The organism is Neisseria sp. 19428wB4_WF04 (assembly GCF_015235335.1).
GTDB lineage: Bacteria > Pseudomonadota > Gammaproteobacteria > Burkholderiales > Neisseriaceae > Neisseria > Neisseria musculi.
In genome coordinates this window covers 1-24,781 of sequence record NZ_JADGLG010000039.1, presented here as the reverse complement: position 1 = coordinate 24,781, position 24,781 = coordinate 1, and the positions used below count along the sequence as shown (strand labels likewise).

Genomic DNA, 24,781 nt, shown 5'->3' with positions numbered 1-24,781 from the left:
CGATACGCTTTCAGACGGCCGGGCAGCTTTCAGACGGTGTTTTTACCCTGTTGGATGAACGATACGCCCGCGCGCCAGCACAGCATATATATGAGATGCACGTTTCTGCCCCCTGCCGGATAAGGGGCGCGATACGCACACACGGCGGTGTTTCCATGCTGCCGCTCCCCAAAACGCCGCCGCCCGCCTGCTTTGCCTGTGCCGGCACGGCGTTTGGCAGGTTCGGGTTCCCTATCCATCATTTCACGCTCGGCCAAACGGCCGGATGCTCCGCTTCGGATAAGGTTTTATCCTGCACAACAGGGGTTCGGGCAGGATAATTGACGGTTTGCAGGCAGAGGCAATCATGGCTTGATTCACGGAATACGCAGGCGGTGCAGGATTTGGGAAAGTGCTCGGGTTCAGGCGTGGCGATGCGGCAGGCTGATGACCGTTCAACTCCCTTTCACAAGCGGATACTTCAACGCCAAACTAAACGGGCTGTACCGGCTTAACAGCCTCTTTCAGGCTTTTTGCCGGGCGGCCTGCCCGAGCCGCTGCGTTCAGACGGCCAAAGGTTGCGGGAAAAGCAGGCCGGAGCTTACCGCACTGATGCGGCGGCGGGTGTTTGGCCGGAGGCGGGCAAGGGTGGGCGGCGGACACAGTGAGGCATGCAAGAGTGTGGCGGGTAACGGTTTGTAATGAATCGGGTTTGTTGAGGAGGAATGTCAAAATGCCCCTTTTTCTTGGGGGCAATATCAGGCCGTCTGAAAGTTTGGCAGACGGTTTTTAGTTTGTGTTTTCTGCTTGGTGTGTTTTGCGGTGGATTTTATAACCTTTCGTTATATCTAAAGTTTTTCTGTTTATTTCCTTTTTCGGTGGCTTTTTGTTACTGTATCGCTTTGATTTGCAACCAATCACATTAAGGAAAAGTTATGGCACGTTTAACCGTACACACACTTGAAACTGCTCCTGAGGCGGCTAAGCCGCGCGTGGAGGCTGCTTTAAAAAACAATGGCTTTCTGCCCAATTTAATCGGTGTTTTGGCCAATTCGCCCGAGGCGTTGGCGTTTTATCAGGAGGTGGGCAAGCTCAATGCTGCCACCAGCCTGAGTGCCGGCGAAGTGGAGGTGGTGCAGATTATTGCCGCCAAAACCAACGAGTGCGGCTTCTGCGTGGCCGGCCACACTAAGCTGGCCACTTTGAAAAAACTGCTTTCCGAAAAAGCGGTCGTGGCCAGCCGTGCCGTTGATCCTGCTGCGTTTGACGATGCTAAACTTTCTGCGCTGGCGGCGTTTACCGTGGCTGTGATGGCCAACAAAGGTGCGGTTTCCGATGCCGAGCTGCAGGCGTTTTTCGATGCGGGCTATAACCAGCAGCAGGCGGTAGAGGTGGTGTTGGGGGTGGCACTGGCCACTTTGTGCAACTACACCAACAATCTGGCGAAAACCGAAATCAACCCCGAATTGCAGGATTTTGCCTGATTGGCCGTTACAGGCCGTCTGAACGGTTTCAGACGGCCTGAATTTCTATGGCCGGTTTGGCGGTTGTGTTGGTTTTGTTGCCATGCGCCGGAAAGGTGTGGATACATTATCTTGTTTGGAGGCTCGGCGGCCGCCTGCGGGCGGTGTGCGGCCTGCTGTATTTATCTTGCTTTGACGGAGAATTTTTATGTCCCGCGAAACTTTGTTGAAAAACATCGCCGAGCTTGTGCAAACCGATCTGGTTCCTTTGGTGGAAGAGATTGACCGCAAAGGGCTTTACCCTGAAGACTTTCTGCGCAAGGCAGGTGCGGCCGGCGGCTTTGCCTGCGTGGGCAGCGGGGCCGAAGGCGGCAGCGGTTTGGGCTTGGGCGTGCAGATTGCCGTGTTGCGCGAAATCGGCAAGGCCTGCGGTGCCACCGCTTTTTCGGCATGGTGTCAAGCCGCCTGCGCCTGGTATCTGCACCAAACGCCCAATCAGGCGGTAAAACGTTATCTGCCTGATGTGTTAAGCGGCAAAGTGTTGGCGGGAACGGGTATGTCGAACACCGTCAAACATTTGGCGGGCATCGAAGCACACCTGCTTCAGGCAGTGGAAACCGAGGGCGGCTATCTGGTGAACGGTATGCTGCCGTGGGTGTCCAATCTCGGCGCAGACCATATTTGGGCAAACACCGCGCAAATCGGCGGCGGCTATGTGATGTTTATCACCGGCGGGCAGCGCGAAGGCGTGTCGCTGATTGCCTGTCCTGAATTTTGCGCGCTGGAAGGCACGCGCACGTTTGCGGTTAAGTTTGACAATGTTTTTGTGCCGCATGAAGACGTTTTGGCTGCGCCGGAGCAGTTTGCCGACTTCATCAAAGCCATCAAAGCGGGCTTTATCCTGCTGCAAATCGGCATCGGCGCGGGCATTATCGATGGATGCCTGCACGAAATCGCGCTGGCCGATGCGGGCAGCGGAACCAATGATTTCTTGGATCACGGCCACGGTGGGTTGCAAAAACGCTATCAGGCGCTGCTGGGCAAAACGCTGAGGCTGGCAGACGAGGCCTATCTGAATCAGGCCAATATGCTCGAAACCCTGCAAACCCGCGCCGATGCTTCGCAATTGTGTCTCGATGCATCGCAGTCGGCCGCCCTGCACGCCGGTGCAAAAGGTTATTTGATGTCCAGCCCGGTGCAGCGCCGCCTGCGCGAAGCCATGTTTGTTGCCATCGTTACCCCCGCCTTGAAACACCTGCGCAAAGAAATCAGCGAGTTGGAATTTATGGGCGGCGAAGAGTTTTCGATTTGAACCAACCAAAACAGGCCGTCTGAAAACAATCAACCATGTTTTTCAGACGGCCTGGCCGACAAAATATCTTTCCTGCAAAGTAGAGATAAAGTCAATTATTTTGATAATAAAGCACGCGTCATACTCGGGCTTGACCCGAGTATGACGGAACTGCTCCCGACACGACACGCAAGGCAAAACCATGACCGCTGCGCTTTCCGTTGACAACCTTTCTCTCGGCTACTCAGAACAAGGCCGTCTGAAAACCATTCTGCAAGATTTTTCCCTCACCGTGGGGCAGGGCGAGCTGGTGAGCCTGCTCGGCCCCAGCGGCGTGGGCAAATCTTCGCTGCTGCGCGTGTTGGCGGGGCTGAACCGCCCGCTGCAAGGCCTTGTTTCGCTGTTGGGCGAGCATGTGGAAAAGCCGCATCCGCGCGTGGGTTTTGTGTTTCAGACGGCCTCCCTGCTGCCGTGGCTGAGCGTGCGCGGCAATGTCGCATTCGGTTTGGATTTCAAAAAACAGCAGCGTATCGGCAAAGACGAGCTGAACCACCGCGTGGCAGAGGCGTTGGCCGAGGTGGGGCTGGGCCATGCCGCCGAGCGGTTTCCCTCAGCCCTTTCGGGCGGCATGGCGCAGCGGGTTTCCCTTGCCCGCGCGCTGGCGCGCCAGCCGCAGGTGTTGCTGCTGGACGAGCCTTTTTCCGCGCTCGATGAAGTGATCCGCGCGCAAATGCAGGATTTGCTGCGAGGGATTGTCTGCCGCCACCAAACCGCTGCGGTGATGGTAACGCACGATATCGATGAAGCCCTGCTGGTTTCCGACCGCATCGTCTTGATAGGGCAGATGCCCGGCCGCATACTCGGCACCTGGCAGCCGCAACACCCCTTTCCGCGCCACGATAAGTTGTGGGAGATGAACACCATGCGCGGCGAGATTTTGCAGTCGCTGCATCACGCGCAGCAATACGGCATGCAGGCGAAAACGGTGGATTTTGTGATTTAAACACCGCAAGGCCGTTTCAAGCGGCCGCTTTTGGGCCGTCTGAAAATACACCAACCCGCTCAAACCGCAACCCGCTTTTCTTTTCTGAAAAATACCCTATGCACACCCGCCGCGATTTTCTCAAACTTTCCGCTTTGTTCGGCGCCGCTGCTGCGCTGCCGCTGCTGCAGGCCTGCTCCAAACGCGCCGCTGCCGACCCCGATGCGCCGCTCACCATCGGCTATCTGCCGACTCTCGATGCCGCGCCACTGCTGGTGGCGCACGGCACGGGGCTGTTCCGGCAAAACGGGGTGCAGGCCGTGAAGCCCGTTTTGTTCCGCTCTTGGGCAAGCCTGGTGGAGGCGTTTTTAAGCGGGCAGGTGAATCTGATTCATGTGCTCTCGCCGATGAGCGTGTGGATGCGCTACGGCAGCCACGCCCCCGTGCGCGCGCTGATGTGGAACCACACCTGCGGCTCGGCGCTGACGGTGCGCCCCGATATCGCGGGTGTGCGGGATCTGCAGGGGCAGACGGTGGCGGTACCGTTTTGGTATTCGATACACAATGTGATTGTGCAGCAGGTGATACGGCAGGCCGGTTTGCAGGTGGTGGAGAAAAAACCGCAGCCCGGGCAGGTGCGGCTGACGGTGATGCCGCCTTCGGATATGGTGCCGGGGCTGGCTTCCGGGCAGATTGCGGGCTTTATCGTGGCCGAGCCGTTTAACGCGCTGGCCGAGGCCAAAGGCGTGGGCAGGGTGCTGCGCTTTTCCGGCGATATTTGGAAAGACCATGCCTGCTGCCTTTCGATGATGCACGAGCATGATATTCAAAACCGCCCCGAATGGGTGCAGAAGGTGGTGGCTTCGCTGGTGCAGGCCTGCGCATGGGCGAAAAGCCACCGCATCGAAACTGCCGGCCTGCTGGCCAGGCAGGGGGTGCAGCAATATACCCCGCACGATGCGCAAGTGTTGCGCAGCGTGTTGCAGCCCGAGCCGGCGGCGTGGGGCAGGTATGAGCGCGATGGCGCGGTCAGGCATCTTGATTGGCACCAGCAGCGCATCGATTTTCAGCCTTACCCGTTTCAATCGTACAGCGAAATGCTGGTTACCTTGCTGCAGCAAACCCGTTTGGCAGGCGTAAACACATTTTTGCAGACGCTCAATCCTGCCGAAGCGGCCAAAGAGCTGTTTGACACGCGCTTTGTGGAAGCGGCGTTAAAGCCGTTTGAAATGATGCAGGCGTTTGGTTTGCAGGGTTTGGACAGAAAAGAAGTGTTTGAGGTTTGAGGCGGACAATTCGGCCGGAGCGGGCCGTCTGAACACATATCATCAGAAATAAAAGGAAAACCATGAAGTCGAACAACTATCTGCCCGGCGGCTTGGGGCTGCTGGCTCTGCTGGCGGTTTGGCAGGCCGGCACCGTGTTGTTGGCTCAGAATATGCCGCTGGCCAATCTGCTCGCGCCCGCGCCTGCGTTGGGCAGCTTGGGCATCCTGCTTTCAGACGGCCAATTGTGGCCGCATATCTGGGCAAGTTTGCAGCGCGTGTTTGTGGGTTTGTTTTTCGCGCTGTTAATCGGCGTGCCAGTGGGGTTTGCGTTGGGGCTCTCGCCCAAAGCCGAGCAGACTGCCGGCCCTGCTTTCCAGTTTCTGCGCATGATTTCGCCGCTTTCGTGGATGCCGGTGGTGGTGATGCTGTTCGGCATCGGCGATGCACCGGTTTATTTTCTGCTGGCCTTTGCCGCCGTGTGGCCGATTATCCTCAACACCGCATCGGGCGTGAAAAACATCAACCAACAATGGCTGGAGCTGGGGCGCTCGCTTTCGGCCACCGGGGGCGAAATGCTGTTTAAAATCATGCTGCCTGCCGTAACGGGCGATATTCTCAACGGGCTGCGGCTGGCCATCGGCATCGTGTGGGTGGTGTTGGTGCCGTGCGAAATGCTGGGCGTAAACGAAGGTTTGGGCTATTTTATTCTCGACACCCGCGACCGTTTGGCCTATTCGGAGCTGATGGCCGCCATTGTGTTAATCGGCCTGATTGGCTGGGCGCTCGACAGCGGCACACGCAGGCTGGGCAGTTGGTGGAAACACGGTTGAAACTTTGCCCGCAGGCACGGGGGTAAACCGAGGCCGTCTGAAATCACGGCAACCATGTTTTCAGACGGCCTTTGGGATATTTTTCATAGATTTCATTCTGTTGCGGATATTTGCCGGCCTGATCGGCTGGCACCCGACGCGGCACACGCAGGCTGGGCAGTTGGTGGAAACACGGTTGAAACCCGGCAGCAGGCGTGCGGCCGAACCGAGGCCGTCTGAAAGCACGGCAACCATGTTTTCAGACGGCCTTTGGGGTTTTGGCCAAATTGTTATCAGGCTGTCTGAAAATGCATGATTTTTAATAGGTTGCGCGATAATCGGGCTGAATCTGTGCATGGTATCGGGCGGGTGTTTTCAAGCTTTAAGCAGCAGGGTTTGCCGTGAATCTGCTTGGTTTCCGTTGCAGCCTTGCGCTCCGGCTTGGGAGAACGGTTTTGCAGGCCGCTGCCACGGCGGTAAAACCGGCTTCATACTGCCTGCCGCTTTGTGCCGCACATGAAGCAGATTCGCGGTAACGGGCAGGCCGGGATTTTATTGCCTTCTTGCCGTACCGGCCGAGTGATGCCCCGTATGGCGGTTTACTGCCCGCGCAGAAACAGTGCATCTAATTCTTTCAGCGTGAGTTTTACCCAAGTGGGGCGGCCGTGGTTGCATTGGTTGCTGCGCGGAGTGTTTTCCATATCGCGCAGCAGGGCGTTCATTTCGGGCAGGGTCAGGCGGCGGCCGGCACGGATGGAGCCGTGGCAGGCCATGGTGGAGAGGATTTGGTTTTCGCGCACTTCGACTGCGCGGCTGCTGCCCGCTTGGGCGATTTCGCGCAGCATGTCGCGGGCGAGGGCGGCTACATCGCTTTTGCCGAGCATGGCGGGCACGGCGCGCACGGCGATGGTGTTGCCGCCCATGTCGGATAGCTCCAGCCCGAACGGGCGCAGGGCTTCGCCGTGGTCGGCCAGGGCGGCGGTTTCTTCGTGGGAGGCCTCGAAGGTTACGGGCAGCAGCAGGCGCTGGCTTTGCAGGCTGCCGAACTGCTCGCGCTGGGCTTTCATTTTTTCGTAGTTCACGCGCTCGGCGGCGGCGTGCATATCGATGAGCAGCAGGCTGTCTTCGGCTTGGGCGAGAATATAGATGCCCAACAGTTGGGCGATGGCGAAACCCAACGGCGGGCAGTTTGCGGCGGATTCCGTTTCACCGCTGCCGCTGTCGGGGGCAGGTTGGCCGTCTGAACGGGCAGGCGGTATGCTGCCGCCGAAACGCGCCTGCTCAAACCGGCTTAATTCGCTGTCGGCCTCGGTGCGGCGGTAGAGTTCGGCATAGGTGTCGAGTGCGGCGCGGCTTTCCTGCAGCGACAGGCCGCGCTGCGCAGGCATACGGGCAGCAGAATAGGGCACGGGCGCAGATTTTGTGCCGCCGAAGCCGCCGAAGGTTTGCTGTTGCGGCGGGGCTTGCAGGCCGTTTTTGTTTGAACTGTAGGGGAAGGATGTTTCCTGAAGGCTTGCGTGCTGTTTTTCAGACGGCCTTTGGGCGGCCGGGCTTAACATGCTGCCGGCGTTGCTAACGCTTTCGGTTTGGCCTGCGCAGGTGGCGGCCAGGGCTTTGTCGAGCGTGTGGAACACGAGCCGGTGCACGGCCTGGCTGTCGCGGAAGCGGATTTCGGTTTTGGCGGGGTGCACGTTGGCGTCCACGGCTTCGGGCGGCAGCTCGAGAAACAGCACAAAAGCGGGGGTAACGGCGTTGTGCAGCACATCGCGGTAGGCCTGTTTCACGGCGTGCATCATCACTTTGTCGCGCACGAAGCGGCGGTTGACGAAACAGTATTGTTTGTCGGCGCGGCCTTTGGCAAAAGTGGGTTTGGCGATGGCGCCGTAGAGGCGCATGGTGCCTGCGCCGCTGTCGATTTCTATGGAGGCCGTCTGAAAATCTTTGCCGGCAATGGCGGCAATGCGCTCTGCCGGGGTTTGCGCGGGCAGTTTGAAAATGCTTTTGCCGTTGTGGCGGAGCGAAAAGGCGATGTGGGGGTGTGCCAGTGAAAGGCGTTCGAGCATGGTGGCGCAGTGGGCGTATTCGGTGTTTTCCGATTTCAAAAACTTGCGCCGCGCGGGGGTGTTGAAAAACAGTTCGGCCACTTCCACGGTGGTGCCGACGGGGTGGGCGGCGGCGGCGGGGCTGCTGAGTTTGCCGTCTTCGGCCTTCACTTGGTTGGCGTGTGCGCTGCCGGCGGTGCGGCTGGTCAGCGTGAGACGGCTCACTGAGGCGATGCTGGCGAGGCCTTCGCCGCGAAAGCCCATGCTGGCAACGTGTTCCAAATCGCTGAGGGTTTGGATTTTGCTGGTGGCGTGGCGGTGCAGGGCGAGGGCGATGTCGTCGGCGGGAATGCCGCTGCCGTTGTCGCTCACGCGGATTTGGCGTATGCCGCCGCCGGCAAGCTCCACTTCCACCGCCGTGGCACCTGCGTCGATGCTGTTTTCAACGATTTCCTTGAGCGCGTTGGCGGGGCGTTCCACCACTTCTCCGGCGGCGATTTGGTTGACAAGGTGGTCGGGAAGGGCGGCGATACGGGGCATGGGCGGTTCTCGAAAACAGGCGTGAATCGGTTGTTCGGGCGGATATTATAACTGATTAGGCCGTCTGAAAAATATTCAGCATCTGCTGTTTATCATGGTTTGGTTAACCGCAGTAGCCGTTTGATTTAAATGAATTGGCTTAATCTTTATTTTCCGATATTTTTCTATTGATAAACAGAAAGGCCGCATATAGCAGATTGGCTATATATGTAGTTGAAAGAATCAGCGTAATGGTATTGATACCTTGAATATTATAAGGTTTGTAAATGAAAAAATATGCAGATAGAAAGCATATGCTTATACAGATAATCCTTACTGAAGAAAATTGATGCATAAATTCATATCTCATGTATGGTATTTTAAGTAGAATAGGTAAAATGCATATCGGTTTGATATAAACCGATATGCATTCAAACGTTAATCAGCTGGAATTTCGCCTCTTTGAATAGCATCATGAACATCCTGCTTATAGCTTTCGCCCCAAGCATAATAGTCAATATTGTCAAAAATACTACCGATAGCACCACCCGGAATATTTCCATAGGGGTGAAGGACTTGGCCGATAGCGGCACCTATGAATGAGCCAGTACCCCAGTCCCATCACCAGAAACATTTTTCAATTCATTGGTTGTCAAAATCTGCATGATAAACTCCTTAAAAATAAAATTGTTAAGGGGATATGAGACATGCGCATGTTTCACTTTATATCTGTTCATTTTTTTGAAAATTAGTTTCGTAAATAAGAGTAAAACTAAAAAAACTGCCTGAAAGTTTCAGGCAGTTTTTTTAGTTTGATAAAATTAATTGCTCAACACGTCCACGCCTTTGGGCGGGGTGAAGGAAAATGCGCTGCGCGCGAGATTGGGTTTCATATCTATGTTGCTGAAACGGATGGTAGTTTCGTTGCCGAAGCTGTCTTTCAACTGCATGGCTGCCAGCGCGTCGCCTTGAAAGCCGATGCGGATATATTGATAACCCGCATTATTTTTCTTGGGCAGGGCGCGCACATAATCGATGCCGCCGGCGGTGCCGTCTTCTTTCAGCGAATAGCTGCTCTCGAGCGCGGATTTGTTGGATAAAATCGCGGCGGGGCTGTCGCCTATGGTTTGGTCTTGCGGCGATTTGGTTACCTGCGCCAAATCGACATCATAAAGCCAGATGGTTTTGCCGTCGCCTACGATGGTTTGTTTGTAGGGGCTGGTGTATTGCCATTTAAACAGGCCGGGGCGCAGAATCTGAAAGGTGCCGTTGGTGGTTTGGGTTTTCTTTTTGCTTTTGACGGTTTGGGTGAAACTGCCGCTGATGCCGTCGGTGTCGGCATTGAATTTCTTCAGCTCATCGATCGCGCCGGCGTGTGCGCTGCCGATGCCCAGGCAAAGAACGGCGGCAAAGGTGGCAAACAGTGGTTTTTTCTGCATGGTGAAATATTCCTTTCGGCAAAGAGTTCGATTTGGTTTCCGCAGGCCGGGGGGTACGCTTTATTTGCGGCACAGGCAGTCCGCAGGCAATACAGACAGTGCGGAGCCGGTTCCGCTGCCGTTTCGGCGGCCGGCAAACCGTTTTCTCTGAATCGGCGCGGCAACGGGGCAACGGGAACGGAGCGGGTTGGCCGTTGGGGCGTATCTTAAGCCTTCAGGCGGGAAACACAATACTTTGGTGTGCAGCAGAGGGCGGCTTGTTCCTGTGTAAAGGCCGTCTGAAAACCTAAATGCTTATGGGCAGGCGAAAAACGGCCCGGTGTTTAACCTGAATTTAAAACCCGTTTACCGTTATAATGTATCACATGAATACAACACCATCTGTTTTTCCCGTGCTGTTGTCTGCGTTAAAAGAATGCAGCCCTGAAGCAAAATGCCGCTTGACCGATGAAATATCCGCTGCTTTTTCAGACGGCCTGCTGAGCAATGCGCCGGCAGACGCGCCCGAAGATTTCCGTTTTGCCGGCCGTCCGGCCAGGCCGGAGCTGGTGCCGCCCGATGCGGTCAGGGCGCGCAAAATGAACACGCCCGAAGGTTATGCGGCGATGCTGCACGCCATCTGCCATATCGAATTCAACGCCGTGAATCTGGCGCTCGATGCGGCCTACCGTTTCCGCAGCCTGCCTGCCGCGTTTACCGCCGACTGGATACGCGTGGCCAAAGAAGAAGCCTGCCATTTCAGGTTGATGCGTGCGCGTTTGCAGGCACACGGTTTCGATTACGGCGATTTCGAGGCGCACAATCATTTGTGGGACATGGCGTATAAAACCGCGTTTGATCCGCTGCTGCGCATGGCGCTGGTGCCGCGCGTGCTGGAGGCGCGGGGGTTGGACGTTACCCCCGCCATCCGCGCCAAAGTGGCACAGAAAGGCGATGCCGAAACCTGCACCGCGCTCGACATTATCTACCGCGACGAAGTGGGGCATGTGAAGATCGGCAACCGTTGGTATCAGCATTTGTGCGCCGGGCGCGGTTTGGAGCCGGCGGCGTTGTTCCGCGCGCTGGTTTCGCGCTACGATCTGTTTGTTTTCAGAGGCTATGTGAACATCGAAGCGCGCCGGCAGGCGGGCTTCAGCCGTTTCGAGCTGGCTATGCTGGAAGATTTCGAGCGCGGGTTGAAAAGCAGATAACGGCAGCCGGCGGTTTCAGACGGCCGGGCAGATTTTCATAAGGGGTCGGGAAAACCTAAACGGCTCCCTGAGAAATCAGGTAAAAGCCGGCCGGGCAAGCCGAATGCCGGAGGCAGGTTTATGGCTGAATGCGGCCGTTTCTCAATACAACAGCCGGGCAGCCGCCGCAGGCAGTGTGGCCCAACCGCTTAAATACTGTTTGCAAGCGGTTGAAAGCGCAGCAGAAACCATCAGGCCGTCTGAACCCTATTTTCAGACGGCCTGATGGTTGTTTCAAACCCGTTGCCGGCTTACAGCGGCCAATGCAGCGCGGGGTTGCTTTCAATCACGGCTTTAAACTGGTTTTGAATGCGCCCGATGGCTGTTTCGCTGTCGGCCTCGAAGCGCAGCACCAGCACGGGCGTGGTGTTGGAGGCGCGCATCAGGCCGAAGCCGTCTGAAAATTCCACCCGCAGGCCGTCTATGGTGATGATTTCGGCGGCGCCTTCAAACTTCGCGTTTTTTGCCAATTTTTCAATCACTTGGTGGCCGTTGCTGCCTTCGGGCAGGTCGATGTTGATTTCGGGGGTGGAAATGCTTTGCGGCAGGGCGTCGAGCACGGCAGAGGGGTTGTCGGAAGCGGATAAGATTTCCAGCAGGCGGCAGCCCGCATAGAGGCCGTCGTCGAAGCCGAACCAGCGTTCTTTAAAGAAAGTGTGGCCGCTCATTTCGCCGGCCAGCAGTGCGCCGTTTTGCTTCATCGAAGATTTGATAAAGCTGTGGCCGGTTTTTTCCATAACCGGCTCACCGCCGTGTTCGCGTATCCACGGTGCCAAAAGGCGGGTGGATTTCACATCGAAAATCACTTTTGCGCCCGGGTTGCGGCTTAAAACGTCTCGGGCAAACAGCATCAGCTGGCGGTCGGGGTAGATGATGTTGCCTTCTTTGGTAACCACGCCCAGGCGGTCGCCGTCGCCATCGAAAGCCAGGCCGATTTCGGCATCGCTGTTTTTCAGCCCGTCAATCACGTCTTGCAGGTTTTTCGGCTTGGCCGGGTCGGGGTGGTGGTTGGGGAAGTTGCCGTCCACCTCGCAGAAGAGCTCGGTTACTTCGCAGCCGAGTGCGCGGTAGAGCGTGCCGGCAAATGCACCGGCCACGCCGTTGCCTGCATCGGCAATGATTTTCAGCGGGCGTTTGAGCTTGATGTGGCCGGCAATGGTTTCGAGATATTGCGGGAAAATATCCAGCCCGCTCATACGGCCTTCGGTTTGCGGCTTCGCGAAAGCATCGTTTTCGATGATTTCCAAAAGTTCCTGAATGGCTCCGCCGGCCAGCGTATCGCCGCCGAGCATCATTTTGAAGCCGTTGTAGTCGGGCGGGTTGTGGCTGCCGGTAATCATTACGCCGCTGCCGCCGCACTCTTGGATGGCGGCAAAATAGAGCATGGGTGTGGCGACCATGCCCACGTTGAGCACATCGATGCCGCTTTCGGTGAAGCCGCGTGCAATGTTCTGCATCAGCTTGGGGCCGCTCAGGCGGCCGTCGCGGCCGAGCGCGATTTTGGTGATGCCTTGCGCGGCTGCTTTGGCGGCAATGGCTTTGCCGATGAGATAGGCAGCTTCGTTGGTGAGGGTTTTGCCGACAATGCCCCGTATGTCGTAGGCTTTGAAGATGTCGCGGGCGATGGTTGCCATGGTGTTTCCTTTGCCGTGGTTGTCGATAAAAAGGGGTTCGGACGATTGTAGCACAGTGCATAGAGGCCGTCTGAACGCTTTTCAGACGGCTTTTGACCTGGCTTAAAGCTGCAACGGCGGCCAAAGGCCGGCGGCTTCGAAACAGCGGGAATTTTGCCTTTGCGGCATTGGGGCGGGCTGCCGTTTCGGCCGCCGGATTTGCTGCGGTGTTTTACGGGATTTGATGCTCAAGCACAAAATGTGCGCCGCTGTCTTGAGCGAGCAGGGCGGTGAGTGCGGGCAGGGTTTGCTGCAACTGTTGCGCCAGCAGATAGGGCGGGTTGATAACGAATATGCCGCTGCCGTGCATGCCGAAGCCGTCTGCACGCGGCGTTTTCACATAGAGCTCGGCCTGCAAATGGTTTTCGGGCGAGAGTTTGCCCAGCTGCTGAGGCAGCCGGCGGCTTTCTTCGCGGCTCAGGCAGGGATACCAAACCAGATAACACCCTGATGCAAAACGTTTCAGCGATTCTTTCAGCGTGTTAACCACCCGGGTGTAGTCCTGTTTTTCTTCATAGGGCGGGTCGATTAACACCACGGCGCGGCGGGCAGGGGGCGGCAGCAGGGAAACCAGCCCCTGATAGCCGTCTGCCTGCAAGGCCAGGCCGCGCCTGCCCAAGCGGGCTTGCATATTGTGCTGCAAATGCCGGAAATCGGCCGGGTGCAGCTCAAACAGGCGCAGTTTGTCGGCGGGTCGGGTGAGCGAAAGAGCCAGCCACGGCGAGCCGCAATAAAGGCCGGGCTGCGGCAGCATGCTGTTCAGACGGCCTGCAAATGCCTGCAACAGGGCGGGCAGGTTTTGCGCCTGCCGCAGCCGCCCTATGCCCTGTTGGTGTTCGCCCACTTTCTGCGCTTCGCTGCCGCCCAAGTCATACAGACCCGCGCCGCTGTGGGTGTCGATATACCAATAAGGTTTGTTTTTACGGTTGAAGTATTCGAGCACGAGAAAGAGCGTGAAATGCTTGAGCATATCGGCATGGTTGCCGGCATGAAAGGCGTGGCGGTAGCTGAGCATGGAGAGGCCGTCTGAAAAAGTGGGAAAGCGCGATTTTAAATGAAGCGGCCGCCATATGGTGAATCCGGTTTATTTTCGGTATCAGGCAGCAGGTCGCGGAAAGTGCGGATAACACGAAACCGATTCTGCTGCCGCCCGGCTGGCAAAACTGTTTTTTCGAGCGGGCGCGCGGCAATGCTCCGGTGGAAAACGGGCGGATTCACTATGGCGGGTTAAATAACTTGGATATGGCTGATCCGCTCCAACAATTATAGAAAGCGGGGGAGTCGCAGGCGCAAATATAGAGCCTCGGTTTGGTTGCCGTTTCAGCGGCCGGCAAACCATATGCTGAAAGCCAAAGTGCGGCGGTGCGGCAACGGGATTAAATCTATCGCCAAGAAACAGGCGAGGCAGGCCGGTGCCGTGTGTTTGAGTAGGCGCAGGGGCAAATCTGCGGTAAGATACGCAGGATTTTTGATTCAGTTTTTTCAGACGGCCGGGTGTTTCGTTTCAAGGCCGTCTGAAACCGTTTAACCCATTGCAGAAACCACCATGAAAACCGCAGAACTCCGCCGCAAATTCTTGAATTTTTTTGAAAGCAAAGGCCATCAGATTGTGGCCTCTTCTTCGCTGGTGCCGCACGACGACCCGACGCTGCTGTTTACCAACGCCGGCATGAACCAATTTAAAGATGTGTTTCTCGGCTTCGACAAACGCCCCTACAGCCGCGCCGCCACCGCGCAGAAATGCGTGCGCGCCGGCGGCAAACACAACGATTTGGAAAATGTCGGTTACACCGCCCGCCATCACACCTTTTTTGAAATGATGGGCAATTTTTCGTTTGGCGACTATTTCAAGCGCGATGCCATTCATTTTGCCTGGGAATTCCTCACCTCGAGCGAATGGCTCAACCTGCCGCAAGAAAAGCTGCTGGCCACCGTGTATGCCGAAGACGATGAAGCCTACAATATCTGGCTCAACGAAATCGGCCTGCCGCCTGAAAAAATCATCCGCATCGGCGACAACAAAGGCAGCCGCTATGCCAGCGATAATTTCTGGCAGATGGGCGACACCGGCCCCTGCGGCCCCTGCTCCGAAATTTTCTACGACCACGGCAGCCATATCCGGGGCGGTCCGCCGGGAAGCCCCGAAGAAGACGGCGACCGCTTTATCGAAATCTGGAACTGCGTGTTTATGCAGTTTAACCGCGATGCCCAAGGCAATATGAACCCGCTGCCCAAACCCAGCGTGGACACCGGCATGGGCCTGGAGCGCATGGCCGCCGTGATGCAGCATGTAAACAGCAATTACGAAACCGATTTGTTTGAAAACCTGCTCAAAGCCGCCGCGCGCGAAACCGGCGTGCCTTTCAGCATGGAAGAACCCAGCCTGAAAGTGATTGCCGACCATATCCGTGCCTGTTCGTTTCTGATTGCAGACGGTGTGATGCCGGGCAACGAAGGCCGCGGTTATGTGTTGCGCCGCATCATCCGCCGTGCCGTGCGCCACGGCTACAAGCTAGGCCAAAAGCAGCCCTTCTTCTACAAACTGGTGCCCGATTTGGTGAGAGAAATGGGTGCAGCCTACCCCGAATTGAAAGAAAAGCAAACCCGGATTATGGAAGCGCTGCAGGGCGAAGAAACGCGCTTCGGACAAACGCTCGAAACCGGTATGGGGCTGTTTAACCAGGTTTGGCGCGGTATGCAGTTTCTCAAACTCGAAAGCCTGCTGCCGCTCGAGGGCGCGGGGGAGCCGCTGAAGCTGAAAACCGCAGAGGGCATTGAGTTTACCGCTGCCTCCCGCCAAAACGCCGGCCAAAAAACGATAGTGCTGCGCAGGCAGGACGCAGGCCGTCTGAACGAAAGCCAGAGCTTCGGCTTGGCGCAAGTGCTCGAAAAAAACGAAGTCCAGCCCGAACACCGCCCGTTTGCCGAAGCCTTGGAACGCTATGTCAATGAAAACATTGCCAACAGCAAGATGATTCTCGCCGGCGAACACGTGTTCAAACTCTACGACACCTACGGTTTCCCCTACGACCTCACCGCCGATATGGCGCGCGAGCTGGGCATCGAGTTGGACGAAGCAGGCTTCAACCGCGAAATGGAAGCCCAACGCGCCCGCGCCCGCGCCGCGCAAACTTTCAAGGCCGGCACACAGCTTGCCTACAGCGGTGGAGACACCGAATTCACAGGCTACACCCAATGCAAAACCGAAGCCAGGATTCTCGCGCTTTATCAAGACGGCAGGGCGGTAAACGAACTGGGTGAAGGCGAAAGCGGCACCGTGGTGCTCGACCAAACGCCTTTTTATGCCGAAAGCGGCGGCCAAGTGGGCGATACGGGCTTGATTTCAGGGCTTTCAGACGGACAAAGCTTCCGAGTGGACGATACCCAGAAAATCAAAGCCACCGTAACCGGCCATTTCGGTACCGTGGTGTCAGGCCGTCTGAAAACGGGCGACAGCGTAACCGCCGAAATCGACAACGCCCTGCGTGAACGCATCACCCGCAACCACAGCGTTACCCACCTGATGCACCAGGCCTTGCGCGATGTGCTCGGCAGCCATGTCGAACAGAAGGGCTCGCTGCAAAATGCAGAATCCACCCGTTTCGACATTTCCCACCCGCAAGGCATCAGCGCAGAAGAAATTGCCGAAGTGGAGCGCAGGGTCAATCATGCCATCATGCAGAACGTGCCGGTGGAAGTAAAAACCATGAGCATGGAAGATGCGCAGAAAACCGGCGCCATTATGCTGTTTGGCGAAAAATACGGCGATTTCGTGCGCGTGGTGGAGATGGGGAAATATTCGACCGAACTGTGCGGCGGCACCCATGTGGCGCGCACCGGCGATATCGGCTTTTTCAAAATCACCGGCGAAAGCGGCATTGCCGCCGGCATCCGCCGCATCGAAGCCATCACGGGTTTGAGCGCGCTGCAATGGGCGCAGAACCAGGAGCAGCTGCTTCGCGGCATCATCGCCGAAGTGAAAGCGCAAACCGAAAAAGACGTATTGGCCAAAATCCAAGCCCATGCCGCACACGGCAAAGCATTGGAAAAAGAATTGCTCAAAGCCAAAGCCGAACTGGCCGTTTATGCCGGTGCCAAGCTGCTGGATTCCGCCCGCGATTTGGGCGCGGCCAAACTGGTGGCCGCCCAAATCGATGCCGAAGCCGCCGCACTGCGCGACATTGCCGCCGATTTGGCCGGCAGATCCGACAAGGCGGTGGTGCTGCTTGCCGCCGCAAACAGCGGCAAAGTATCGCTTTGCGCAGCCGTTTCCAAACCGCTGACCGAAAAAATCAAAGCCGGGGAGCTGGTGAATTTTGTTGCCGCGCAAACCGGCGGCAAAGGCGGCGGCCGCCCCGATTTGGCGCAGGCCGGCGGCAGAGAGCCCGACAAACTGCCTGCGGCTCTGGAGAGTGTGGAAAACTGGGTGCGCGGCAGGCTGGCTTGATTGGAGTCAATCCAAAAAGCGGCTCCGGCCGTCTGAACAGCCGGTACGGTATGGCGAACCCACGCTGCACGGCGCGCAATACCGGGTATGGCGGTACGGCGGGGCAGGGCGGCATCGGTTTGCGCCGTGTCTGCCTGCAAACCGCGCCAAACTGATGCTGCAACGCACCTGCAATATCGTGCCGGCAGGGCTTGCCAAGCAGACGGGCAAAGAGTATTTTCATATTTTCCACCATCAACCCTCAACCCTCAACCACCCGAAAGTATCCATCATGGCAAGAGAAGTTCCCGCCGTATTCGGCAGCGTTTTCCATAAAGATATGCCGGTATTGGCCTTTGAAAACGGCGCTTGGCAGAGCGTGCGCTGGCAGCCTGCCGATAATCTGCAGCTGCACCCGGGCGCGCACTGCCTGCATTACGGCAGCGAGTGTTTCGAGGGGCTGAAGGCTTTCCGCCAGCAAAACGGCGGTGTCGTGCTGTTCCGCCCTGATGCGAATATCGCCCGTATGCAGCAAAGTGCCAAACTGTTGGGGCTGCCCGTGCCGCAAACCGGGGCTTTTCTCGATGCTTTGATCGAGCTGGTGGCGCGTGCTGCAGACGAAATCCCCGATGCGCCGGCTTCGCTGTATCTGCGCCCGACCTTAATCGGCACCGATCCGGTGATCGGCAAGGCGGCGGTCGGTTCGGATAACGCCGTTCTGTATATTTTGGCTTCTCCGGTCGGGGATTATTTCAAAGCCGGTTCGCCGATGAAGATTTTGGTGGAAACGCAGCATATGCGCTGCGCCCCGCATATGGGCCGTGTGAAATGCGGCGGCAACTATGCTTCGGCCTTGCCCTGGGTGGCCAAAGCGCGCAAAGAATACGGCGTACATCAAGTTTTGTTTTGCCCGAACGGCGACGTGCAGGAAACCGCGGCGGCGAATTTTGCCCTGATTAAAGGCGGTGAAATCGTTACCAAGCCGCTGACCGATGAATTTTTACACGGCGTAACCCGTGATTCGGTATTGAAAGTGGCGCGCGATATGGGCTATCGGATCAGCGAACGCAATTTCACTGTGGAAGAGCTGCACGAAGCTGTGGAAAACGGTGCCGAGGCCATTTTAACCGGCACGGCGGCAGTGGTTTCACCGGTTACTTCTTTTGTGATAGACGGCAAAGAAATCACTGTGGCCGGCCAAGAGCGCGGCACGGCCATCCGCAAAGCCGTTACCGATATCCAATACGGCGCGGCCGAAGACCGTTACGGCTGGTTGGTTAAAGTGGCATAAGGCTTGCGCTTCAAAAGGCCGTCTGAAAAATACCGAACTTTCAGACGGCCTTTTAGTCTGTGCAACAGGTTTCAGGCCGTCTGAAACCGTTTGGCAACGACACAACACAATGCAATGAATACTATCCAAATTCCCTGGGGGCAGATTCTGCTCTATCTGCACACCGCCGCAGCACTGGCCTGCATGGTGCGGGTGCTTTACAAACAGCGCAATACCGGCACGGCCTTTGCATGGCTGATTATTCTGTTTTTGTTTCCGCTTTTCGGCGTGGTTGCCTACCTGATGCTGGGCGAGCCGCGCCTGGGGCTGGCGCGTGCCAAGCGGACGGCTGAAATGAACCGCTTTTACAGCGAGTTTGCCGAGCGGTATCTGGCCGATATCGACCTGGATGTTACCAACGCAATCCGCCCGCGTTACCGGGGTATTGCCAAAGTGGCGGCGGATACCACCGGCTTGGGCGCAACCCGCAACAATGCCATGACGCTGCTGTCGACTACTGACGAAATTGTCGATACCATGCTGGCCGATATCCGCGCCGCCGAACAATCGTGCCTGTTGGCGTTTTACATTATTGACCCCCAGGGCCGGATTGAAACGCTGCTTGATGCCGTAATCGAAGCGGCCCGGCGCGGAGTAGATTGCGCGGTGCTGGCCGATGCGGTGGGCAGCCGCAGGTTTCTCAACGGCGTCTGGGCAAAAAAACTGCGCACCGCCGGTGTCGAAGTACACGCTGCGCTCCCGGTGGGCCCCTTGCGCACGCTGTTTACCCGCAGTGATTTGCGCAACCACCGCAAAATTTTGATTATAGATAAAAAAATCGGCTACACCGGCAGCTATAACTTGGTTGATCCGCGCTTTTTCAAGCAAAATTCGGGCGTAGGGGAATGGGTAGACGTGATGATGCGTTGCACAGGGCCGATGGTGCTGGAAATGACGGCGGTGTTTTATGCCGATTTAGCGGTGGAAAATGACGAAAATCTGGTCGGCGTACAGCAATATTTGGACACTTATAGCGAAATCATTCCCGCCATGCTGCCCGATAAAATGCGCGCGGGCAATATTGCCGCCCAAGTGATACCGTCTGCTCCCGACCAGGGAGAACGGGTGATTTACGAAACCATCATCAGTGCCATTTATTCGGCCACCCGGAAAATCGTGATTACCAGCCCGTATTTTGTACCTGATGATCCGCTTTTGATGGCGCTCACCACCGCAGCCAAGCGCGGGGTGGACGTTACCCTGATACTGCCGGCCAAAGTCGATTCGCTGATGGTGCGTTATGCCTCGCGCGCCTATTACCCCATGCTGTTGAAAGCGGGTGTGAATATCGCTCTGTTTGAAGGCGGGCTGCTGCACGCCAAGACCATGACCATCGATGAAGGCTACACACTCTTCGGCACGGTGAATATGGATATGCGCAGCTTCTTTCTGAATCTCGAAATCAGCCTGGCGGTTTACGACAAAACCATTACCAGACAAGTGGTTGATTTGCAACAAACATACCTGAAAAACAGCCGTTATGTGAGCATGAAGGGATGGCAGCAGCGCGCAAGATGGTGGGGGCTGGTGGAAAACACCGTGCGCCTGATGAGCCCGCTGCTGTGATGCAGAAGTGTCGGCCCGGCCGTCTGAAAATATCCGGCGCGGTTTAAGCCGTGACCTATATTTTCAGACGGCCGGGCCATTGGTTTGCCGGCGCAACATGAATCTTTAACTTAATATAAATTAACCAATATTTACAAACAAGCTTCACGCGAAGCCAACCGCACCACCGTGGCTTTTCAGACATTTGAGAAGCAGGGTTTTTTTTTGGGGGGGGGGGGAGGCAGGCTGCCGCAGGGCAGGGTGCCGGTTACACCCTGTTCTCATCGGCAGGCAAGATATTGTTTTGCAGCGGCAAACTGTTTTCAGAGAGGTTTCAAGCACAAACCGACAAACGGACACGTTAGCGGTGTGTGCGGCAGAGAGGGGGGTGCAGAACTGCATTACAGGCGGCTTGTCAAGACTGGTAGTGTTTTTCGAAATACTGTATATTGTGTTTCTCTTGATGCAATACTACCGTATCTTGTGTTTTTGCCCCATTTTAGGATAAGCCGATGAACGCACCAACCAACCTGAAAGTAACCAAGCGCGACGGGCGTTTGGAAGAGATTGATCTGTATAAAATCCACCGCGTGATCAACTGGGCGGCGGAAGGGTTGAACAATGTTTCCGTATCACAGGTGGAGCTGAAGTCGCATATCCAGTTTTACAACGGCATCCGCACAGACGACATTCACGAAACCATCATCAAGGCCGCCGCCGACCTGATTTCCCAGGATACCCCCGATTACCAGTATCTGGCCGCCCGGTTGGCGGTTTTCCACCTGCGCAAAATCGCCTACGGTCGATTCGAGCCGCCGCACCTTTATGATCATGTTGCCAAACTTGCCGAAGCGGGAAAATACGACCGCCATCTTCTGGCCGATTACAGCCGGAAAGAGTTTGACGAACTGAACGCCTATATCGACCACAACCGCGATATGGCTTTCTCTTACGGCGCGGTCAAACAGCTTGAAGGTAAATATTTGGTGCAAAACCGCGTTACCCGCCAAATCTACGAAACCCCGCAGTTTCTGTATGTATTGGTGGCAATGTGTCTGTTTGCCAAATATCCGAAAGCTACCCGCCTGGATTATGTGAAACGCTTTTATGATGCCGTTTCCACCTTCAAAATTTCCCTGCCCACGCCGATTATGAGCGGTGTGCGTACACCCACGCGCCAGTTTTCAAGCTGTGTGTTGATTGAGTGCGACGACAGCCTCGATTCCATCAATGCCACCACCAGCGCGATTGTGAAATACGTTTCCCAACGCGCCGGCATCGGCATCAATGCCGGCCGCATCCGCGGTTTGGGCAGCGAAATCCGCGGCGGCGAAGCGCAGCACACCGGCTGTATTCCGTTTTTCAAAATGTTTCAGGCGGCCGTTAAATCCTGCTCGCAAGGCGGCGTGCGCGGCGGTGCGGCCACCTTGTTCTACCCCTTGTGGCACATCGAAGTAGAAAGCCTGCTGGTGTTGAAAAACAACCGCGGTGTGGAAGACAACCGTGTGCGCCACCTCGATTACGGTGTGCAGATTAACCGCCTGCTCTACACCCGTCTGATTAAAGGTGGTGATATCGCCTTGTTTTCACCGCACGAAGTGCCCGGCCTCTATGATGCTTTTTTTGCCGATCAAGACGAATTCGAGCGGCTCTATATCCAATACGAGCAAGACCCCGCCGTCCGCAAGCGCGTGGTGCCCGCCACCGAGCTGTTTTCGCTGCTGATGCAGGAACGCGCCGGCACCGGCCGCGTTTATATCCAAAATGTCGACCACTGCAACACCCACAGCCCGTTCGACCCGAAAGCGGCACCGGTGCGCCAGTCTAACTTATGCCTGGAAATCGCGCTGCCGACCAAACCCTTAAACGACATCAACGATGAAAACGGCGAAATTGCCCTGTGTACCCTGTCGGCTTTCAATCTCGGCGCGTTGGAGAGTTTGGACGAGCTCGAAAATCTGGCCGATTTGGCCGTGCGCGCGCTCGATGCCCTGCTGGATTACCAAGATTATCCCGTTAAAGCTGCCCGCCACGCTACCATGAACCGCCGCACCCTCGGCATCGGCGTGATCAACTATGCCTACTATCTGGCCAAAAACGGCATGAAATACAGTGATGATTCCGCTATTGCCTTAACCCACCGCACCTTTGAAGCGGTTCAGTATTACCTGCTCAAAGCCTCGGTGAAACTTGCCCAAGAATCCGGTGCCTGCCCGGCGTTTAACGAAACCACCTATGCGCAAGGCAAGCTGCCCATCGACACCTATAAAAAAGATTTGGACAGCGTCTGCCAAGAGCCGCTGCACCTTGATTGGGAAGGCCTGCGCGCCGACATCGTCAAACACGGCCTGCGCAACTCCACCCTGACCGCACTGATGCCGTCTGAAACCAGCTCCCAAATCGCCAACGCCACCAACGGCATCGAGCCGCCGCGCGGGCTGGTTTCCGTCAAAGCTTCGAAAGACGGCATTTTGAAACAGGTGGTGCCGGAATTCGAGCGGCTGAAAAACCAATACGAACTGTTGTGGCAGATGCCCTCCAATGACGGCTATTTGAAACTGGTGGGCGTGATGCAGAAATTTGTCGATCAGGCCGTTTCTGCCAACACCGCCTACGATCCGCAACGCTTCGAAGGCGGCCGCGTGCCGATGAAACAGCTGCTGAAAGATTTGCTCACCGCCTACAAATTCGGTCTGAAAACCCTGTATTACCACAATACCCGGGACGGCGCAGACGATACGCAGACCGATTTGCAGGACGATGGCTGCGCAGGCGGGGCGTGTAAGATTTGATGTGTGTTAAGAAATCAACATTGCCGGCCTAATATTTTCAGACGGCCTTAAGGCCGTCTGAAAACCCGAAACAATCTTCTGTAAATTTAAAACCTTAAAGAGAGTTCTGCCATGTCTTGCGAACACTTGGTCATGCAATACAGCACCTTCAGCAAAGAAAAAAACAACGCCTTAACCGAGCCGATGTTTTTCGGCCAGCCGGTGAATGTGGCACGTTACGACCAACAGAAATACGAAATTTTTGAAAAACTGATTGAGAAACAATTGTCGTTTTTCTGGCGGCCGGAAGAAATCGATGTGTCGCGTGACCGCATCGATTACCAAAACCTGCCGGATCATGAAAAACACATCTTTATCAGCAATTTGAAATACCAAACCCTGCTCGATTCGATTCAGGGCAGAAGCCCCAATGTGGCAATGCTGCCGTTGGTGTCGATTCCCGAGTTGGAAACCTGGATTGAAACCTGGAGTTTTTCCGAGACCATCCACTCGCGCAGCTACACCCACATTATCCGCAATATCGTCAACGACCCCTCTATCGTGTTTGACGATATTGTCGATAACGCCTATATCATCGCCCGTGCCGAAGACATAGCCTGCTACTACGATGATTTGATTGAATATACCCAATATTACAACCTCTTAGGGGAGGGCGAACACAGGGTCAACGGCAAAACCGTGCGCGTGAGCCTGCGCGAGTTGAAGAAGAAGTTGTATTTGTGTCTGATGTGTGTAAACGTGCTGGAGGCTATTCGGTTTTATGTATCGTTTGCCTGCTCGTTTGCCTTTGCCGAACGCGAGCTGATGGAGGGCAACGCCAAAATCATCAAACTGATTGCGCGCGATGAAGCCCTGCACCTTACCGGTACGCAACACATGATTAATCTGATGCGCAGCGGTGCCGATGATGCCGAGATGGCGGAAATCGCCGCCGAATTGGAGCAGGAATGTTTCGAGCTGTTTAAAAAAGCAGCCCTGCAAGAAAAAGAATGGGCCCAATACCTGTTTAAAGACGGCTCGATGATCGGCCTGAATAAAGAAATTCTCAGCCAATACGTTGATTATATTACCAACCTCCGTATGCAGGCGGTGGGTTTGAAGCCGGCATTTGAAAACGCTTCGCAAAACCCGATTCCGTGGATTAATGCGTGGCTGTCGTCTGACAATGTGCAGGTGGCGCCGCAGGAAGTGGAAATTTCGTCTTATCTGATCGGGCAAATCGATGCCGAAGTGAATGCCGAGGATTTGGGCGATTTCGAGCTTTAATATTTATTATGGCAAACAAGGCCGTCTGAAAATTGCGGATTGTGCCGCAGATGTTCAGACGGCTTGAAATTTTTGCCGGTTTCTTGATTGGCCGTCCGAAAACAATGCGGCAAACAGGCCGCACAAGCGGAATTTCTTTTATGGTTTTCATCACCACGCGCGATAAGGTTTTCGAGCTTCGGCAGGAGGAAACCCTGTTGGAAGGGCTGGAGCGCACCGGCCATGAAATCGAATATCAATGCCGCAGCGGCTATTGCGGCTCATGCCGTATGAAAATCGTATCGGGCAGGGTAGAGTATGATAACTTTCCGCTGGCGTTTATTGCGCCGGGTGAAATTTTGCCTTGCTGTTGCCGTGTTACCGAGGCGGTGGAAGTGGATTGCGGTATGCGTGTGCAGGAGCCGGATTTGTTTGACGTGGATTTGTTTGAAGAATAGCTGCAAGCCGGTATCTCAATATTGTTTTTATAAAAATTAAGGGGCTGTACTAGATAACTAGGGAAATTTAACTTCAGGTTAGAATAATCCCTATGAGAAAAAGTCGTTTAAGTCAGTACAAGCAAAACAAACTGATTGAACTATTTGTTGCAGGTGTTACCGCCCGCACAGCGGCGCAATTAGTTAGCGTCAATAAAAATACCGCTGCCTATTACTTCCACCGTTTGCGCTTACTTATCTATCACAACAGCCCGCATCTGGAAATGCTTGATGGTGAAGTAGAAGTTGATG

19 protein-coding genes and 1 pseudogene are annotated in these 24,781 nt (G+C 55.8%); 15 read left to right on the top strand and 5 right to left on the bottom strand.

Going from position 1 to position 24,781, the window contains the following annotated elements; all coding sequences use genetic code 11:
- The 6 genes from IR141_RS13470 to IR141_RS08950 all read left to right on the top strand — a co-directional run.
- Window positions 1–320: hypothetical protein (locus IR141_RS13470; RefSeq protein ID WP_209304416.1), on the top strand; the 320-nt coding region annotated here is incomplete at its 5' end.
- Window positions 321–914: 594 nt separating this feature from the next.
- The gene (locus IR141_RS08970) at window positions 915–1,463 is read left to right on the top strand and encodes a carboxymuconolactone decarboxylase family protein (RefSeq protein WP_135036188.1); all 549 of its coding nucleotides are present in this window, start codon (window positions 915–917) and stop codon (window positions 1,461–1,463) included.
- Window positions 1,464–1,650: 187 nt separating this feature from the next.
- Window positions 1,651–2,754, top strand: coding sequence for an acyl-CoA dehydrogenase family protein (locus tag IR141_RS08965; RefSeq protein WP_135036185.1), 1,104 nt, complete (start codon window positions 1,651–1,653; stop codon window positions 2,752–2,754).
- A 181-nt stretch (window positions 2,755–2,935) separates the two neighbouring features.
- Window positions 2,936–3,736, top strand: a complete 801-nt coding sequence (locus IR141_RS08960; protein WP_135036182.1) for an ABC transporter ATP-binding protein — start codon at window positions 2,936–2,938, stop codon at window positions 3,734–3,736.
- Between the two features lie 98 nt (window positions 3,737–3,834).
- Entirely contained in the window at window positions 3,835–5,001 is a 1,167-nt protein-coding gene (locus IR141_RS08955) for an ABC transporter substrate-binding protein (RefSeq protein WP_135036179.1), read from the top strand.
- 62 nt (window positions 5,002–5,063) lie between these two features.
- The gene (locus IR141_RS08950) at window positions 5,064–5,813 is read left to right on the top strand and encodes an ABC transporter permease (protein ID WP_135036176.1); all 750 of its coding nucleotides are present in this window, start codon (window positions 5,064–5,066) and stop codon (window positions 5,811–5,813) included.
- A gap of 60 nt (window positions 5,814–5,873) precedes the next feature.
- Here IR141_RS08950 and IR141_RS13465 read toward each other — a convergent pair whose 3' ends face one another.
- From IR141_RS13465 to lolA, 3 genes are all read right to left on the bottom strand, one after another.
- Complete coding sequence (locus tag IR141_RS13465; RefSeq protein ID WP_135036173.1) at window positions 5,874–6,149, bottom strand: hypothetical protein; 276 nt, start codon at window positions 6,147–6,149, stop codon at window positions 5,874–5,876.
- 242 nt (window positions 6,150–6,391) lie between these two features.
- A complete protein-coding gene (mutL, locus tag IR141_RS08945) occupies window positions 6,392–8,374 on the bottom strand; it encodes a DNA mismatch repair endonuclease MutL (RefSeq protein WP_135036170.1) in 1,983 nt (660 codons plus the stop codon).
- Between the two features lie 800 nt (window positions 8,375–9,174).
- Entirely contained in the window at window positions 9,175–9,792 is a 618-nt protein-coding gene (gene lolA, locus IR141_RS08940) for an outer membrane lipoprotein chaperone LolA (protein ID WP_135036167.1), read from the bottom strand.
- A 365-nt stretch (window positions 9,793–10,157) separates the two neighbouring features.
- On the opposite strand from lolA, the gene IR141_RS08935 reads away from it, so the two are divergent.
- Both IR141_RS08935 and IR141_RS08930 read left to right on the top strand, forming a co-directional pair.
- Window positions 10,158–10,982 carry a ferritin-like domain-containing protein gene (locus IR141_RS08935; protein ID WP_135036164.1) on the top strand — a complete coding sequence of 275 codons (825 nt, stop codon included), beginning with the start codon at window positions 10,158–10,160 and terminating at the stop codon, window positions 10,980–10,982.
- A gap of 103 nt (window positions 10,983–11,085) precedes the next feature.
- Window positions 11,086–11,247, top strand: coding sequence for a hypothetical protein (locus IR141_RS08930; protein ID WP_167743139.1), 162 nt, complete (start codon window positions 11,086–11,088; stop codon window positions 11,245–11,247).
- Window positions 11,248–11,272: 25 nt separating this feature from the next.
- On the opposite strand, the gene IR141_RS08925 is transcribed toward IR141_RS08930, so the two are convergent.
- Window positions 11,273–12,655 carry a phosphomannomutase/phosphoglucomutase gene (locus IR141_RS08925; protein WP_135036161.1) on the bottom strand — a complete coding sequence of 461 codons (1,383 nt, stop codon included), beginning with the start codon at window positions 12,653–12,655 and terminating at the stop codon, window positions 11,273–11,275.
- Window positions 12,656–12,866: 211 nt separating this feature from the next.
- On the bottom strand, window positions 12,867–13,709 hold the full coding sequence (locus IR141_RS08920; RefSeq protein ID WP_135036159.1) for a 23S rRNA (adenine(2030)-N(6))-methyltransferase RlmJ: 843 nt from the start codon (window positions 13,707–13,709) through the stop codon (window positions 12,867–12,869).
- A gap of 531 nt (window positions 13,710–14,240) precedes the next feature.
- Here IR141_RS08920 and alaS point away from each other — a divergent pair.
- The 7 genes and pseudogenes from alaS to IR141_RS08885 form a co-directional block, all read left to right on the top strand.
- A complete protein-coding gene (alaS, locus tag IR141_RS08915; protein WP_135036156.1) occupies window positions 14,241–17,141 on the top strand; it encodes an alanine--tRNA ligase in 2,901 nt (966 codons plus the stop codon).
- 271 nt (window positions 17,142–17,412) lie between these two features.
- Window positions 17,413–18,411, top strand: coding sequence for a branched-chain-amino-acid transaminase (gene ilvE, locus IR141_RS08910; RefSeq protein ID WP_135036196.1), 999 nt, complete (start codon window positions 17,413–17,415; stop codon window positions 18,409–18,411).
- 114 nt (window positions 18,412–18,525) lie between these two features.
- Window positions 18,526–20,016, top strand: coding sequence for a cardiolipin synthase (gene cls / locus IR141_RS08905; protein ID WP_135036152.1), 1,491 nt, complete (start codon window positions 18,526–18,528; stop codon window positions 20,014–20,016).
- 491 nt (window positions 20,017–20,507) lie between these two features.
- Window positions 20,508–22,787, top strand: coding sequence for a class 1a ribonucleoside-diphosphate reductase subunit alpha (nrdA, locus tag IR141_RS08900; protein ID WP_135036147.1), 2,280 nt, complete (start codon window positions 20,508–20,510; stop codon window positions 22,785–22,787).
- A gap of 132 nt (window positions 22,788–22,919) precedes the next feature.
- Complete coding sequence (nrdB, locus tag IR141_RS08895) at window positions 22,920–24,053, top strand: class Ia ribonucleoside-diphosphate reductase subunit beta (protein WP_135036194.1); 1,134 nt, start codon at window positions 22,920–22,922, stop codon at window positions 24,051–24,053.
- Between the two features lie 140 nt (window positions 24,054–24,193).
- Window positions 24,194–24,490 (top strand): class I ribonucleotide reductase maintenance protein YfaE, encoded by a 297-nt coding sequence (gene yfaE, locus IR141_RS08890; protein ID WP_135036144.1) that lies wholly within the window; start codon window positions 24,194–24,196, stop codon window positions 24,488–24,490.
- A gap of 92 nt (window positions 24,491–24,582) precedes the next feature.
- Window positions 24,583–24,781 (top strand): annotated as a pseudogene (locus IR141_RS08885) (IS1595 family transposase); the annotation flags it as partial.